Source organism: Streptomyces sp. NPDC002032 (assembly GCF_042890765.1).
Classification (GTDB): domain Bacteria; phylum Actinomycetota; class Actinomycetes; order Streptomycetales; family Streptomycetaceae; genus Streptomyces.
Genome location: NZ_JBIASM010000003.1, coordinates 289,443 through 304,096, shown reverse-complemented (window position 1 = coordinate 304,096; position 14,654 = coordinate 289,443). Strand labels below are relative to the sequence as shown.

The following is a 14,654-nucleotide window of genomic DNA, read 5'->3' as shown; positions in this document are numbered from 1 at the left end:
GGGCATGGAACTGACCCGGCTGCGGGTCCTGGAGCTCGCGCCGGGGGAGACGTACGCCCACGACTGCGGGGACGCGGAGTGGATCGTCCTCCCGCTGTCGGGCGGCTGCCGGGTCCGCTGCCCGGAGGCGGAGGCCTTCGAACTGCGCGGGCGCCCCGGCGTGTTCGACGGGCCGACCGACTTCGCCTACCTGCCCCGGGACGGGCGCGCCGAGGTCACCTCGGCGCGCGGCGGCCGTTTCGCGCTCGCGGGGGCGCGGTGCGGGAACCGGCTGCCCGCCCGCTACGGGCCCGCCGGGGCCGTCCCCGTCGAGCTGCGCGGCGCGGGCACCTGCTCGCGGCAGGTCAACAACTTCGCCGCGGCGGGGGTCTTCCCCTGCGACCGGCTGATCGCCGTCGAGGTGCTCACCCCGGGCGGTAACTGGTCCTCGTACCCGCCCCACAAGCACGACGAGCACCACCCCGGCGAGGAATCCCGGCTGGAGGAGATCTACTTCTACGAGATCGCGCCGCACGGCGACGTCCCCGGCCTCGGCTACCAGCGCGTCAGCCCCTCCCCGGCCGGGAAGACCGACCTGCTCACCGAGGTGCGCTCGGGCGACACCGTCCTCATCCCCGACGGCTGGCACGGCCCCTCCATCGCCGCGCCCGGCCACGACATGTACTACCTGAACGTGATGGCCGGCCCGGACGCCGCACGCGAGTGGCTCATCCGCGACCACCCCGACCACGGCTGGATCCGGGACACCTGGGCGGACGCGGCCGTCGACCCCCGGCTGCCCTTCCCTCGGCGTACGGAGGCCCGCGCGTGAGGCTCACCACCGCCCAGGCCCTGATCCGCTTCCTCAGCGCCCAGTACACCGAGCGCGACGGGCACCGCCACCGGCTGATCGCCGCCACCTGGGGCATCTTCGGCCACGGCAACGTCGCCGGGATCGGGCAGGCCCTCCTGGAGAGCGGGCCCGGGGCCATGCCCTTCCTCCAGGGCCGCAACGAGCAGGCGATGGTGCACGCCGCCGTCGGGTACGCCCGGCAGAGCGGGCGCCTGTCCGCGCACGCCGTGACCACCTCCATCGGCCCCGGCGCGACCAACCTCGTCACCGGGGCCGCGCTCGCCACCGTCAACCGGATCCCGGTGCTCCTGCTGCCGGGCGACACCTTCGCGACGCGGCCCGCCGATCCGGTGCTCCAGCAGCTCGAAGTCCCGTACGCGGGCGACGTCTCCGTCAACGACGCGCTGCGTCCCGTCTCCCGCCACTTCGACCGGATCACCCGTCCCGAGGCCCTCGTCCCGGCCGCCCTCCAGGCGATGCGGGTGCTCACCGACCCCGTCGCGACGGGGGCCGTCACCCTCGCACTGCCGCAGGACGTACAGGCGCAGGCCCACGACTGGCCCGAGGAGTTCTTCGCCGAGCGCCTCTGGGGCGTGCGCCGCCCGCGCCCGGACCGCACCGAGCTGGCCCGGGCCGCCGACGCCGTACGGGGCGCTGCCCGCCCCCTGATCGTCGCCGGCGGCGGGATCCGGCACTCTGCCGCCCAGCAGGCCCTCGCCGCCTTCGCGGAGGCCACCGGGATCCCGGTCGCCACCACGCAGGCGGGCAAGGGGGTCCTCCCGTACGACCACCCCGCCGACGTGGGCAGCGTGGGGCACACCGGGACGGCCACCGCCGACGGGCTGGCCCGACGGGCCGACCTGGTCATCGCCGCCGGGACCCGGCTCACCGACTTCACCACCGCCTCCGGGACGCTGTTCCAGGACCCCGGCGTCCGGTTCGTCGGCCTCAACCTCGACCCCTACGACGCGCACAAGCTCGCGGCCCTGCCGCTGGTGGCGGACGCCCGCGAGGGGCTCGCGGAGCTCCTCGCGGCGCTCCCGGGGCACCGGGCCGCCGACGGGTACGTCGCCGCGTACACCGCCGCGAAGGCCGACTGGGAGGCGCGCGTCGACGCCGCGTACGCCGTGCCCGCCCGCGACGAGGACCGGCCGCCCACCCAGGCCCAGGTCCTCGGCCTGCTCGACGCCCTCGTGGACGGCACCGACATCCTCGTCAACGCCGCCGGCTCGCTGCCCGGAGACCTCCACAAACTGTGGCGGGCCCGCTCGGCCGACCAGTACCACGTCGAGTACGGCTACTCCTGCATGGGCTACGAGATCCCCGCCGCGATCGGCACCGCCCTGGCCGCGCCGGGCCGCCCCGTGTGGGCGCTCGTCGGCGACGGGACGTACCTGATGAACCCCACCGAGATCGTCACCGCCGTCCAGGAGCGGATCCCCGTCCGGCTGGTGATCCTCGACAACCAGGGGTACGCGTCCATCGGCGGCCTGTCGGGGGCGGTGGGAGGCGAGGGCTTCGGCACCGCGTACCGCTTCCGGGGGCCGGACGGCGCCTACGACGGGGCCCCCCTCCCGCTGGACCTCGCCGCCAACGCGGCCTCGCTGGGCATGGCCACCATCCGCACCCACACCCTCGGTGACCTGCGCAAAGCCCTCGCCGAGGCACGGTCGGCGGACCGGCCCACATGTGTCTACGCACAGACCCGAACACCCGACACTGTGTCGGGCCCACCCCCGGCACAGGCGTGGTGGGATGTTCCCGTGGCCGAGACCGCGACCCGTGCGTCGGCGGCCGGAGCCCGTGACGAGTACGACCGGCAAGCCGCGCAGCGACGTCGCCATCTGTGAAGGAGCAAGCATGAAGACCGTCAACCACTGGATCGGTGGCAAGACCGTCGAGGGCGCGTCGGGCAACTACGGCCCGGTCACCGACCCGGCGACGGGCGAGGTCACCACGCAGGTCGCCCTCGCCTCGGCCGATGAGGTCGACGCCGCCGTACGCGTCGCCCAGGAGGCCTTCCTCTCCTGGGGCCAGTCCTCCCTGGCCGCCCGCACCAAGGTGCTCTTCGCCTACCGGGCCCTGCTGGACGCCAACCGCGACGCCATCGCCGAGCTGATCACCGCCGAGCACGGCAAGGTGCACTCCGACGCGCTGGGCGAGGTCGCGCGCGGCCTGGAGATCGTCGAGCTGGCCTGCGGGATCACCACCCAGCTCAAGGGCGAGCTGTCCACCTCGGTCTCCAGCCGCGTGGACGTGGCCTCCATCCGCCAGCCGCTGGGCGTGGTCGCGGGCATCACCCCCTTCAACTTCCCGGCGATGGTGCCGATGTGGATGTTCCCGCTGGCCGTCGCCTGCGGCAACACCTTCATCCTCAAGCCGAGCGAGAAGGACCCCTCCGCCGCCAACAAGCTCGCCGAGCTGGCGACCGAGGCGGGCCTGCCGGCGGGCGTCCTGAACGTCCTGCACGGCGACAAGGTCGCCGTCGACGCCCTGCTCGCGCACCCCGGCATCGCGGCCGTCTCCTTCGTCGGCTCCACCCCGATCGCCCGCCACATCCACACCACCGCCTCCGCCAACGGCAAGCGCGTCCAGGCGCTGGGCGGCGCCAAGAACCACATGCTGGTGCTCCCGGACGCCGACCTGGACGCCGCCGCCGACGCGGCCGTCTCCGCCGCCTACGGCTCCGCCGGCGAGCGCTGCATGGCGATCTCCGCGGTCGTCGCCGTCGGCGCCATCGCGGACGAGCTCGTCGAGAAGATCCGCGAGCGCGCCGAGAAGATCAAGATCGGCCCCGGCAACGACCCGGCCTCCGAGATGGGCCCGCTGATCACCGCCGCCCACCGCGACAAGGTCGCCTCCTACGTCAAGGGCGCCGCCGCCCAGGGCGCGGACGTGGTCCTGGACGGCACCGGCTACACGGTGGAGGGCAAGGAGAACGGCCACTGGATCGGCCTGTCCCTGCTCGACCACGTCAAGACCGACTCCGACGCCTACCGCGACGAGATCTTCGGCCCCGTGCTGTGCGTGCTGCGCGCCGAGACCTACGAGGAGGGCGTGGCCCTCATCAACGCCTCGCCGTTCGGCAACGGCACCGCGATCTTCACCCGCGACGGCGGCGCGGCCCGCCGCTTCCAGCTGGAGATCCAGGCGGGCATGGTCGGCGTCAACGTGCCGATCCCGGTGCCGGTGGGCTACCACTCCTTCGGCGGGTGGAAGGACTCCCTCTTCGGCGACCACCACATCTACGGCAACGACGGCATCCACTTCTACACCCGCGGCAAGGTCGTCACCACCCGCTGGCCGGACCCGGCCGACGCCCCGGCGGGCGTGGACCTGGGCTTCCCCCGCAACCACTGACGCCCGGCGCCCCGCGCCCGCGCCCCAGTACGGCAGCCCCCCGGCCACCCTCACCGGCCGGGGGTTCCTGCTGTTCCGGCCCCGTCTTTATGCGACTACGCGAATATTGGCGAGACCGCATGGACGCCGGGCCGCAGCCCCTCGTACGGTCATGGTCACCAGCCCAACCGGGCTGCCCTACAAGGGGGTTTCGCCATGGCTCGTGAGGAACTGACCAGGCTCACCGGCAACGGGAACGGCACCTGCGGTAAGGACGACTGCCCCAACGTGTACGTCTCTCCGAGCGGCTCGATCATCGTGCAGGGAGACGTGTCCACGGCCTTCCAGCCCCCGGCGGGGGAGGGGCTCGTCGAGATCCCCGAGGCTGTGCTGAGGGAGGCATTCCGTGCTCTTGGATGGTGACGCCTGGCGATCCAGGTTCGAGCGCTTCACGGTCGAAGCGTGGCGCCTGGAGACCCTGCCGCAGTACCTCATGCCGCAGGAGGAGGAAGAGTTCCGGGCGTTCAAAGCCGGAGCCCGCATCGACCCTCACGCGGTCTCGAACGAGTACACCGATCGACTTCGGCAGCAGGCCGCCGAGGGCCGCCCCCAGGGCCGCGTACACATCCTGACCCAGCCGCTCTCTGACTACCTGCGATTCGAGTTCTCCCAGTACTACGCGCCTCACGCCTTGGCCGGTGAGCAGATCCGCATCCTCGATGTGACCGACCGGACGAACCCGCTTGAGGGCGTTCAAGATTTCTGGATGTTCGACCGCTCCGAAGTGGTACTGATGAACTACCACCCGGACGGGCGGCAGATCAGCCGCGAGGTCTTTGAAGGCGACCTGGCTCCGTTCATCGAGTACCAGCGCATCGCCATCGTCGAGTCGGTGCCCTTTGAGGAGTACGTGAAGGGCATTGACGTTTGACCCCCAGCAGCTAGGGGAGTCCAGGGCTGACCTAGCACAAACGCTAAAGACGCTGCGGAAACGGGCCGGGTGGACTCAGACCCGGCTCGCTCAGCGCTGCAACATGTCTCAGACGAAAGTCAGCAACATCGAGAGCGGGAAGCTGACCCCAGCTCTGGTGGAGGTGGAACTAATCCTCCGGGCCCTTGATGCGCCGACGTCCCTCGTAACCGAGGTGATGTCGCTAGCTCGGATGGCTAACATCGAATGGAAAGACGCCTGGTCTTCCCGTCGTAGGGGACTGGATAAGCGACAGAATGAGCTGGCCGGCTTCGAGAAGTCGTCCACAGAGTTCCGCTACTTCCTGCCGACGATGATCACAGGGCTCCTGGCCACGCCGGAGTATGTGCGGGCCAGCATCGCGGACGTGCCTGGAGATCAGAGCAAGACAGTAGCCAAGAAGCTTGAGCGGCAGGCCGTCCTTTATGACGGATCCAAGCAGTTCACGTTCATCCTGACTGAGCAGGCTGTGAGATGGCCCCTCATCCCTCCGGCCGCTCTGGCCATGCAGATGGATCGACTGGCTTCACTGACACGCCTCTCCAATGTTCGGATCGGGGTAATCCCAATCGGCCCTGGCGTGATGCCCGGACCGTTGAACGTCTTCACCGTCTACGACGACCGCATCGCCACGGTGGAAACGTCTACCGGTGTGATGGTATTTCGAGATCACCGAGACGTTTCCGCGTACCTTGCCGAGTTTGCGACATTCCAGCAGCACGCCTTGTTCGGAGAGCAAGCGAGGGAACGCCTGAACGAATGGTCCAGCGTCTTTACCCGATGACGCTAATAAAGCTTCAGTGGGAGCCTGTTGGGCCCGAACATTGTCGAGTACCGAACGGCAATCGGGAGGGGCCCGACATGGCAAAGGTGAAAACGGCGGAGACCCCGCAGCTCGACCGGAACGTGTGGGAGTACCTGACCTTTGCGCCCGGCCGCGAGTGCTCGGCCTGCAAGCGCAAGGTCCAGCCGCTCGAACCCGTCCGGCGGGCGGCCGTTGACCGCACGTCCGGTGCGCCCGCCGTCAGCTACAGGCAGACCGTGGGGGTCTGAGTGGACATGCAGACCTGGCGGGACGGCCACACGCGAGCGACCGACGCGCTCGAATCCTTCCGTGCGGCCCTGGCCGCTCTCGGCATCCCTGAGGCCACGTGGACGGGAATGCGTCCCACGGTGACTTTCAACGGCCTTCCGTACGTCCACCTGGGGATGCTTCCGGCTGACGTGGTGGAGCAGATAGCCGAAGTCCTGAGGGGCACGAAGACTTCCGCCCACTGAGGGCGGGGGACGGCCTCACGGGGCCGTCAAGCAGATCAGGAAGGGCACCCATGACCGATCTGTACGCGCTCAACATCGACACCGCCTCCTTCTCGAAGGCCTGCGGAGGCAACACCCACCCGGACGGCGAGGCGTGCGTGACCCTCGCCAAGATCGGCCCTGACGCGTGGGCCCTGGGTGACAGCAAGCGGTCGGACGTACAGCCGCTGCGCTTCACGACGGCGGAACTGGACGCGGCGGGCATCAACCCCGCGCGGTTCGACCTCTCCGCCTGATCTACCGCACCACCTGAACAGACGGCCCTGCCCTCACGCCGACGGGTGGGGCCGTCATCATTCCCAGGAACGGAGCAGCAGTGCACCACCACGGCTACGCATGGCTGGGGGAGAAGCAGGACTTCGACAGGGAGGGTGCCCGGCGCCCTCCAGGCGAGCCTCCGACTGCTGGCAGCCCGCAAGAGGTCATCGGTCGATACCGACAGGCTGTCGCCGAGTTCCCTAGCTCCGGCATGCCGCCGATCCAGACGGCGCACTGGCTGCTGAAGCCGCCCTCCGTGGTACGCGGGACGTGGGCGGAGCCAAAGGAGGCGGGGAAGTGGCTTGGTCTCCAACTGGCGGAGTTCGCAGCCCGGTTCGCCTCGGCTCAAGACGCCGATGCAACCCGACTGGTGGTCCTGGTGAAGTCCGCCGTAGAGCGGCTGACGTGGGGTGGGGATGTGTCCCTAGGCCACTACATCAAAGGGACCGTTTTTCACTCCGTCGCCCTGGTGACGTGCTCCCCGAACAGAGTCGAACCCGGCCTGCCCTGTCCGCTCGGCAAGTAGCCCGCAGCGGGACCTTGGCCCTGTGGCCGGCAGGGCCGTTGGTCCCGTCCTACCTGCTGCGCCGCGGCGCGGGTCAGGACAGCCCAGGCGGATCGCTGACCAGTTCGGGTCGTCATTGGCTACACGCCGGAACTCGAAGCGTCCCGACTCGTCCAGCTCCACCACGTAGTCACGGCCCCGCAGCATGGCCCTGCCATGGGCGTCGCGCACATAGCGGGGTTTGCCTCCAGCCAAATACCGCAGGTTTCACACTGGCTGTTTTCGGCCCGGGGGACGTTCTTGACCTTCTTGTATCCGTACGGAGGCGTTCCGCCAGCCCAGCGGGCATGGCGTCAAAGGTATGCGCGGGACTTAGTCACACTTGCCGAGCTTCGGCCGGTCGTACATGTTCACGGAACCGGAGACGGTCCGGTCCTCGACCTCACCCGCTACGGTGTGGCCACCAGCGAGAGCCCAGGCCCGCTGGTCCTCTAGCTGGGCCTCGATCCTGTTGCTGTCGTTCTTGTCGTCGCTGATGCGTGCAGCGAGTTGCGCGCGGGGCCATATCGACACTCTCTGTCGGCCCCGCAGGCCCCGCATCCTGTGATGCGGTAATCCAGTCACCTCCGGTTCCCGCGCAACCACTGACGCCCCGCGCCCCGGGCGCCGTGCCCCGACGAGGCGCCCCCGTACGGCAGCCCCCCGGCCAACCCTCACCGGCCGGGGGTTCCTGCTGTCCGGGGGTTCGCCGGGCGGGGCGGGGGCTCTGGGTCAGGGGGTGGGCGCCAGGTCCGGGGCGGGCTGTGTCCGGCGGGGGGCGGAGCGGCGCCGGCGCAGCAGCCGGGCGGCGACGGCGGCCCCCGCCAGCACCAGGAGGGCCCCGGCGGCCGGCCACGGCACGGCGAGGAAATCCGTACCCGAAGAAGGGGAGAGGCCGGGGTAGGCGGCCGCGCTCGCCGCGACGGTGACGCTCACCCGGTCCAGCTGCGGTGAGTCGGCCCACGGTTCGGTCAGCTCGACCCGCTGCCCCGGCAGCAGCACCAGCTTCTCCTCCCGGCCCGGCCGGTCCAGCACCCGCCGTCCGAACAGCCCCCGCGCGGACACCGACACCTTCGGCTCGACCACCACGTTGCCCCGGTTGACCAGCGCGTACGAGACCGTCGCGCGGGCGGGCTTCGTCCAGGGCAGCAGCGGCGCGCCCCGGCTGACCCGGACGTCCTCCACGCTCAGCCCCGGCGTCAGCGGCCCCGGCACCCGGAAGTACAGCCGGGCGCCGACCGAACGCCGCACCCCCACCTGTACCTTGCCGTCCTTGCGCACCCCCTCGACGGCGGTGTTCAGCGCCACGATCCCGCCGACGTGGTCGCCCGGAGTGGCGTCCGCGGGCACCTTCACCGTGAACGGGATGTCGGCGCGGCCCTTGGGCGGCACCGTCACCGTGTTCGCCGCCGCCGGGCCGAGCGCGATCCAGGTGCCGACGTCCTTGGGCTTCGTCTCGACGGGCAGCAGCGCGAACGCGCCCCCCGACGGGGTGTTGACGGCGTCGGTCGCGAAGACCTGGAAGGTCAGCGCCTGGTCGGAGGAGTTCAGGATCGTCGCGCTGTCGCTGACGGTGCCCCCGGCCTCGCCCTGGTGGAAGAAGTACGCGCGGTCGGTCATCGCGGCCCCGGCCGCGGGCGTCGGGAAGACCCCCCAGGTGCCGTTGTCCGCGGCCGTGGCGGTGGTGGCGGTCAGGGCGGGGAGCAGCAGCAGCCCGCACAGGCCGGCGAGCAGGGCGCGCGGGAGGGACGGGAGGTGCGGGAGGGTCCGGAGAGTCCGGAGGGTCGGGAGGGTACGCAGGCGCATGGGCGGGTCTCTCCAGTCGCGGCGCGGAGCGAGAACGAAAGGGGTGGTGCGACGCCTCGGCGCCGCACCACCCCGGGCCGGTCCGGGCCCGGTCAGGCGATCGAGAAGGTCACGACCGACTGGTAGGTGTCGGCGAACATGAACGGCGGCAGCTGGAGCATCGCCGCGCCGCCCACGGCGAACTCGCCGCCGGTCAGCTCGTCACCGCCGGCCGCCTGGGAGGCGACCTTCATCGGGGAGTCCGTGATCGCGCCCGGCGCACCGGCGGTGCAGGTGCTCGGGCTGTCCGGGTTGGTGACGGTGCAGGACGGCTGGATGCCGATCTGCGCCTTCGCCATCGAGTGGCCGGTCGTCTGGTTCAGGAACGGCGTACGGGTCGCCGTCACGTCCCAGCCGAGGCTGCCGCCGCGGAAGTCCTGGACGGTCGCGGCGTTGAACGCGCCGAACACCGACTGGGCCTTGCCGTTGATGGTCACCGCGCCGAAGCTGACGGCCGGCTGGCCGTCCTTCGGGCCGAGGGCCAGCGGACCGGGCAGCACCTCGACGTCGACCGGGTTCTGTACGCCCGCCTGTTCCTCGACGAACACGAACGGCTTGGCCGGGGCCACCGAACCGTCGATCCTGATCGCGTCGGCCTTCTTGGTGACGGTGATGGCACAGGTGGCCGCGCCCGAGGCGTCCGCCGTGCCGGTACCGGTGTCCCCGGTGGCCGCGCCCGCGAGGAGGGCGGAGCAGGTGACCGGGCCGGCCGGGAAGTTGGCGCCGGTGGCGGTGACGGCGGTGCCGGCCTTGCCGCTGTTGGGCGTCAGCTTGGTGGTGACCGGGTCCTTGGGCAGGGCCTCGACGGCGACCGAACCGACGGAGGCGCTGGGGCGCGGCTCCGGCGTACAGGTCGTCGTGTAGACCGTGCCGCCGAGGTCCGCGTCCGTGATCACCTGGTCGAGGGTGATCTGGAGCGTGGTGCCCTCGGTGCCGTCCGGGATGGTGATGTTCCCGCTGAAGGCGGGCGGGTCGGCCTTCTTGCCGGCTTCCTGGTGGCTGGGGACGGCCGCGCTGGTGACCGTTTGGGCGACCCCGCCGACGAGCAGCTTCGCCTTGATCGTGTTGACCGTGTCGATGGTGAACATCGGGACCACCGGGGTCTCACCGGGGTCGATGGTGATCGGCACGCTCTGCCCGGCCTTGGCCGTGTCCGGCAGCGTGACCGTGTAGTCCTGGTTGCCGTTGGCGCCCGGCTGGGGCGCGGGGGCGACGCACTTCATGAAGACCGGAGTGGTCTTGGTCGCGGCCTGCGCCGTCCCCGTCAGGGCCACCACACCGCCCGTCAGGGCCAGGGAAAGGGCGCCCGCCCCGGCCAGAACTCTTCGTCGGAACGTTGTACTCACTGGGTCGCGACTCCTTCGTCAGACGAACCCCTCCCCCCACCCGCTGTGGGGAGGAGGTTGAGCCGGTGCGGATGGCCGTCATTGACGCGTCGCGGTCATGAGAAGTCAATGGATTGTTTTCGCCCGAAGCACACAGACATTGATGTCCCATCAGGCCTGGTCGGACGGGACATCGGATACCGACCGGTCGGTGACCGGCCGGGGCCGGTGGCGGGTGGGGCGCAGGGGGGTTCAGCGGTCCGTCGGGACGTGCAGCAGGAGGTTCGGGGTGCCCGCGGGCAGGCCCGTGATCCGGTCCGAGACGGCGCCTCGCACGAGGGCCTGGCGCACCTGCTCCGGGGTCCGTGCCGTGCCGCCCGCCAGGATCAGCGCGGCCACGCCCGCCACGTGCGGGGCCGCCATCGAGGTGCCGGTGGCGCGGGCGACGGCGGTCGCGGAACCCTTCCAGGCCGAGATGACGGACACGCCCGGCGCGGAGATGTCCACGCAGCGGCCGTGGTTGGAGAAGGCGGGGCGGCGGTCGGCGGCGTCCGTCGCGCCGACGGTCAGGGCGGCGGGGACGCCGGAGGGGGAGCCGCCGCAGGCGTCCTTCCCGGCGTTCCCGGCGGCCACGGTGAAGGTGATCCCGGAGGCGACCGCGCGGGTCACCGCCGCGTCCATGGCGCGGCTGCGGGTGCCGCCCATGCTCATGTTGGCGACGACCGGTCCGCCCTTCGCCGCGGTCTTGACGGCGTCCTTCACCATCCAGTCCAGGCCGCGCAGGATCGCCGACAGGCGCCCGTCGCCGCGGCAGTCGGCCACCTTCACGCCGACGAGGGAGACCCCCTTCGCGACCCCGTACGTCGCCCCGCCCACGGTCGCCGCGACGTGCGTGCCGTGGCCGTTGCAGTCGGCGGCGCCCTCCGTCCACACCGCGTTGTAGCCGGCCCGGGCCCGGCCGCCGAACTCCTGGTGGAGGGTGTTGATCCCGGTGTCGACGACGTAGACGGTGACGCCCTGCGCCCGGGTGGCGTACGTGTACCCGCCGTCGAGCGGCAGCTCCCGTTGGTCGATGCGGTCCAACGGCCAGGGCGCGCCCGCCTGGACCACGGCCGCGGGGACGGGGACGGGCGCGGGGGCTGCGCTGGGGACGGGCGCCGGGGCGGGGGCGGGCGCGGTGGCCGGGGTGGGCGTGGGCGCGGCGGCCGGGGCCGGGGCGGTGACGGGGGCGGGGGGCGCGACCGGTGTGGGCACGGCGGCGGGTGCGGGGTCCGGCGGGTCGGAGAGCCGGTAGACCGTATCCGGCTCCACGGAGGCCACCCGGGGGTCGGCGGACAGCTCGGCGGCGCGGGCCGCGGTGGTGCGCACGGCGAAGCCGCTGAGGGCGGCGTCGTAGACCGCGCCGACCCGGTCGCCCGCCTGCGCCGCCTCGGCGGCGAGCGCACGGGCCGGAGCGCGGGCGGTGGTGTCCTTGAGGACGACGACGTAGGGGGCGGTGGGCGCGTCGGCGGCGTGGGCGCTGTGCGGCGGCAGGACGGTGGACGCCGCGAGGAGGGCGGCGGCCGGGAGGAGCGCGGTCATGGCGGTCATGCGCCCGATGCTCGGCCGCGCCCGGCCTCCGCGCGCGGAGGGTGCTCCGAGTGGCCCCGCGACACGCCGCCGCAGGGGGCGCGTCGCGGGATCCGGACCGGCCCCCGCCGCCCCCGCCCGGGGGTCACGGGCTCGCGGTCGCCCCCGGACCGAGGTCCCAGCCGCGCATCGTGAAGAACCCCTCGTCCTCGCCGCCCGCGGAGCCGTACGTGGCCAGCGCGGGCTCGTCGTCGATGTCGACGCCCGCCCACATGCCGTAGCAGCCGCGCGCCTTGGCCTCCTCGGCGAGCGCCAGGGTCAGGGCGCGGCCGATCCCGCGCCGCCGGTAGCCCTCGTCCACGGACAGCTCGTAGAGGCACATCTCGGTGCCCTTGTCGGGGTGGGTCATCTCGATGCCGGAGACCATGCCGGCGGGTACGCCGTCGACGTAGGCGATGAGCATCAGGTGTCCCGGCGAGTCGAGGAAGCGGCGCGACCACTCCTCGCGGGCGGGGCCGTCGAAGAGCCCTTCGGCGGACTGGAGTTCGGTGGGGGTGTCGGCACGTCGGATGTCCATGGCGGTGACCCTAGGGGGTCCGGGGCCCGATCATGCGGACATGACGGTGCGTGGGGGCGGGGAGTCCGGGCCGGCGTGGCGGTCCGCGCCGGAGGCGGTGCGACGGGCGCCGGCCCTGGCCCACGAGGCGCCGGCCGCCGGGGTCCGGCCGACGGGCCGGTGCTCATGGATCCGGCGGGAGCGGTGCTCGCCGAGACTGCGACGGGGCGTACGAAGCCGGTCCGGGCGTGGGGCCGTTGCGGGGCACGCCGCCGGCCCGCACCGCCGGCCCACGCCGAGATGAATGCCCTCGGGGCCGCCCGGACGGAGTGGGGCCTCGGTGCCACCACCCTGTGGGGCAGGCACGAGCCGTACGCGATGTCCGCCGCCGCGGCGGGATTCACAGGCGTGGGGGAGGTGCGGTTCCTGGCCCCGGATCCCCGGGCGCTCACCGTCGGCACCGACGGGGCATCCGGAGCCGTGCTGTCCGGGCGGCCCGCGGCCGGGCCCGGGCGGGCCCGGTGGCTGGGGGTCAGACGGTGCGCAGGGCGAGGGCGGCGGCGTAGGTGTCGGGCGCCGAGAGGTCGCGCAGGGTCCAGCCGGGCACCGGCGCCGGGGTGGACGCCGAGCCCACGTACGGCTCGGCCAGGCCCAGCGCGAGCCCGGTACCGGTGGCCTTGAGGTAGGCCTCCTTACGGGACCACACCCGGGCGAGCGCCGCCGGCCGCTCCGCCGCGGGCAGGCCGGTGAGCTCGGCCGTCTCCGCCGGATGCAGGGTGGCGAGGACGTCGTCCACCGCGCTCGCGCTCGGCAGCCCCTCGATGTCCACGCCGACCGGAACCCCCGCGAAGGCGAAGTACGCCATGTCGTCGCTGTGCGAGAGCGAGAAGTGCACCGCGCCCCCGGCCACGGCGGGGCGGCCGTGCGGCCCGCCGCAGCAGGGGCAGTCCTCGCGCACCAGCGACACCTTCTCCGGCGCCAGGCCCAGATATGCGCCCAGCAGCACCCGCAGACCCAGGTGGGAGGCCAGATAGCTGCGCCGGTCCCCCGCGCGCAGCAGACGCGAGAGCCGGTCCTGCTCCGCCGCGTCCAGCAGCGGGACCGCCCCGGCCGTCTCGTGGCCGCCGATCACCTCGCGCGTGGTGTCCAGCGACCACACGGCCACTCCGGTGCCGACCGGGAGCACACCGGCCGAGGGTGTGGCCCCGTCGAGTTGGTTCACGTACTCGCTCACCCGATGAGAGTAGACGAGGCCCTCCCGGAGCCGGTTACGCTCGGCCCGGAACGATCTTTCACGAGAGCGGGGGGAACGCGTCGTGCACAGTGCCGAAGTGACGCCGGAAGGCGACCGGATCCGATGGGTCGAGCTCCCCGGGGAGGGCCCGGCCCGCGTCTACCTCCACGGACTCGGCTCCACCTCGCCCGCCTATTTCGCCGCCTCCGCCGCGCACCCGCTGCTCGCCGGGCGGCGCTCGCTGCTGGTGGACCTGCTGGGCCACGGGCACAGCGACCGCCCCGAGGCGTTCGCGTACACCCTGGAGGCGCACGCCGACGCGCTCGCGCCGGCGCTCACCGGGGCCGGCGCGCAGGGGGCCGAGGTGATCGCCCACAGCATGGGCGGGGCCGTGGCCATCGTGCTGGCCGCCCGGCACCCCGAGCTCGTCTCCCGGCTCGTCCTGGTCGACGCCAACCTCGACCCGGTCCCGGTCGTCCCCCGCGCCCCGGGCAGCAGTGGCATCGCCTCCTACACGGAGGAGGAGTTCCTGGCGGGCGGCTGGGCCGAGGTCCGCGACCGGGTCGGCGCGCACTGGTGGTCGACCATGCGGCTGGCCGGCCGCACCGCCCTGCACCGCACTGCCGTTCACCTCGCCGCCGGCACCACGCCCACCATGAGGGAACTCCTGCTGGATCTGAAGATCCCGCGCAGCTTCCTGTACCCCGCGAGCGACGGCGCCCTCCCCGGGGCGGAGGCCCTGGAGGCAGCCGGAGTCGAGGTCGTGGCCATCGCGGACTGCGGGCACAACATCATGCTCGACAACCCGGACGCCTTCGCCCGCGCCACCGCCGCGGCCCTCGCCCGCACCGCCGCCTGACCCGTC

17 protein-coding genes are annotated in these 14,654 nt (G+C 72.5%); 11 read left to right on the top strand and 6 right to left on the bottom strand.

What is annotated here, in order from left to right:
• Positions 1-4: 4 nt before the first annotated feature.
• The 10 genes from iolB (at position 5) to ACFYYT_RS09460 (ending at position 7,242) form a co-directional block, all read left to right on the top strand.
• Positions 5-811, top strand: coding sequence for a 5-deoxy-glucuronate isomerase (iolB, locus tag ACFYYT_RS09505; protein ID WP_351830262.1), 807 nt, complete (start codon positions 5-7; stop codon positions 809-811).
• The gene (gene iolD, locus ACFYYT_RS09500) at positions 808-2,682 is read left to right on the top strand and encodes a 3D-(3,5/4)-trihydroxycyclohexane-1,2-dione acylhydrolase (decyclizing) (RefSeq protein WP_351830248.1); all 1,875 of its coding nucleotides are present in this window, start codon (positions 808-810) and stop codon (positions 2,680-2,682) included. The genes iolB and iolD overlap by 4 nt, the downstream gene beginning before the upstream one ends.
• Before the next feature lie 10 nt (positions 2,683-2,692).
• Positions 2,693-4,192 carry a CoA-acylating methylmalonate-semialdehyde dehydrogenase gene (locus ACFYYT_RS09495; protein WP_351830245.1) on the top strand — a complete coding sequence of 500 codons (1,500 nt, stop codon included), beginning with the start codon at positions 2,693-2,695 and terminating at the stop codon, positions 4,190-4,192.
• Positions 4,193-4,387: 195 nt separating this feature from the next.
• Positions 4,388-4,594: a hypothetical protein gene (locus ACFYYT_RS09490; protein ID WP_351830242.1), complete on the top strand. Its 207-nt coding sequence runs from the start codon at positions 4,388-4,390 to the stop codon at positions 4,592-4,594.
• The gene (locus ACFYYT_RS09485; RefSeq protein ID WP_351830239.1) at positions 4,578-5,102 is read left to right on the top strand and encodes a DUF6879 family protein; all 525 of its coding nucleotides are present in this window, start codon (positions 4,578-4,580) and stop codon (positions 5,100-5,102) included. Before ACFYYT_RS09490 ends, ACFYYT_RS09485 begins: the two co-directional genes overlap by 17 nt.
• Positions 5,092-5,925, top strand: a complete 834-nt coding sequence (locus ACFYYT_RS09480) for a helix-turn-helix transcriptional regulator (protein ID WP_351830237.1) — start codon at positions 5,092-5,094, stop codon at positions 5,923-5,925. Before ACFYYT_RS09485 ends, ACFYYT_RS09480 begins: the two co-directional genes overlap by 11 nt.
• Before the next feature lie 77 nt (positions 5,926-6,002).
• A complete protein-coding gene (locus ACFYYT_RS09475; RefSeq protein ID WP_351830234.1) occupies positions 6,003-6,194 on the top strand; it encodes a hypothetical protein in 192 nt (63 codons plus the stop codon).
• Positions 6,195-6,200: 6 nt separating this feature from the next.
• On the top strand, positions 6,201-6,419 hold the full coding sequence (locus ACFYYT_RS09470; protein ID WP_351830259.1) for a hypothetical protein: 219 nt from the start codon (positions 6,201-6,203) through the stop codon (positions 6,417-6,419).
• Between the two features lie 50 nt (positions 6,420-6,469).
• A complete protein-coding gene (locus tag ACFYYT_RS09465; protein ID WP_351830232.1) occupies positions 6,470-6,694 on the top strand; it encodes a DUF397 domain-containing protein in 225 nt (74 codons plus the stop codon).
• Between the two features lie 80 nt (positions 6,695-6,774).
• Positions 6,775-7,242, top strand: a complete 468-nt coding sequence (locus ACFYYT_RS09460; RefSeq protein WP_351830229.1) for a hypothetical protein — start codon at positions 6,775-6,777, stop codon at positions 7,240-7,242.
• Positions 7,243-7,593: 351 nt separating this feature from the next.
• Here ACFYYT_RS09460 and ACFYYT_RS09455 read toward each other — a convergent pair whose 3' ends face one another.
• From ACFYYT_RS09455 to ACFYYT_RS09430, 6 genes are all read right to left on the bottom strand, one after another.
• Positions 7,594-7,794 carry a recombinase family protein gene (locus ACFYYT_RS09455; protein ID WP_351830227.1) on the bottom strand — a complete coding sequence of 67 codons (201 nt, stop codon included), beginning with the start codon at positions 7,792-7,794 and terminating at the stop codon, positions 7,594-7,596.
• Between the two features lie 198 nt (positions 7,795-7,992).
• A complete protein-coding gene (locus ACFYYT_RS09450) occupies positions 7,993-9,066 on the bottom strand; it encodes a WxL protein peptidoglycan domain-containing protein (RefSeq protein WP_351830224.1) in 1,074 nt (357 codons plus the stop codon).
• Between the two features lie 92 nt (positions 9,067-9,158).
• Positions 9,159-10,451: a hypothetical protein gene (locus tag ACFYYT_RS09445; RefSeq protein WP_351830222.1), complete on the bottom strand. Its 1,293-nt coding sequence runs from the start codon at positions 10,449-10,451 to the stop codon at positions 9,159-9,161.
• 231 nt (positions 10,452-10,682) lie between these two features.
• Complete coding sequence (locus ACFYYT_RS09440; RefSeq protein ID WP_388607313.1) at positions 10,683-12,020, bottom strand: S8 family serine peptidase; 1,338 nt, start codon at positions 12,018-12,020, stop codon at positions 10,683-10,685.
• Between the two features lie 124 nt (positions 12,021-12,144).
• Positions 12,145-12,576: a GNAT family N-acetyltransferase gene (locus tag ACFYYT_RS09435; protein WP_351816510.1), complete on the bottom strand. Its 432-nt coding sequence runs from the start codon at positions 12,574-12,576 to the stop codon at positions 12,145-12,147.
• A gap of 511 nt (positions 12,577-13,087) precedes the next feature.
• Positions 13,088-13,789: a 4'-phosphopantetheinyl transferase superfamily protein gene (locus ACFYYT_RS09430; protein ID WP_351816513.1), complete on the bottom strand. Its 702-nt coding sequence runs from the start codon at positions 13,787-13,789 to the stop codon at positions 13,088-13,090.
• A gap of 82 nt (positions 13,790-13,871) precedes the next feature.
• Here ACFYYT_RS09430 and ACFYYT_RS09425 point away from each other — a divergent pair, with 82 nt between their 5' ends.
• Complete coding sequence (locus ACFYYT_RS09425) at positions 13,872-14,648, top strand: alpha/beta fold hydrolase (protein WP_351816516.1); 777 nt, start codon at positions 13,872-13,874, stop codon at positions 14,646-14,648.
• Positions 14,649-14,654 lie beyond the last annotated feature (6 nt).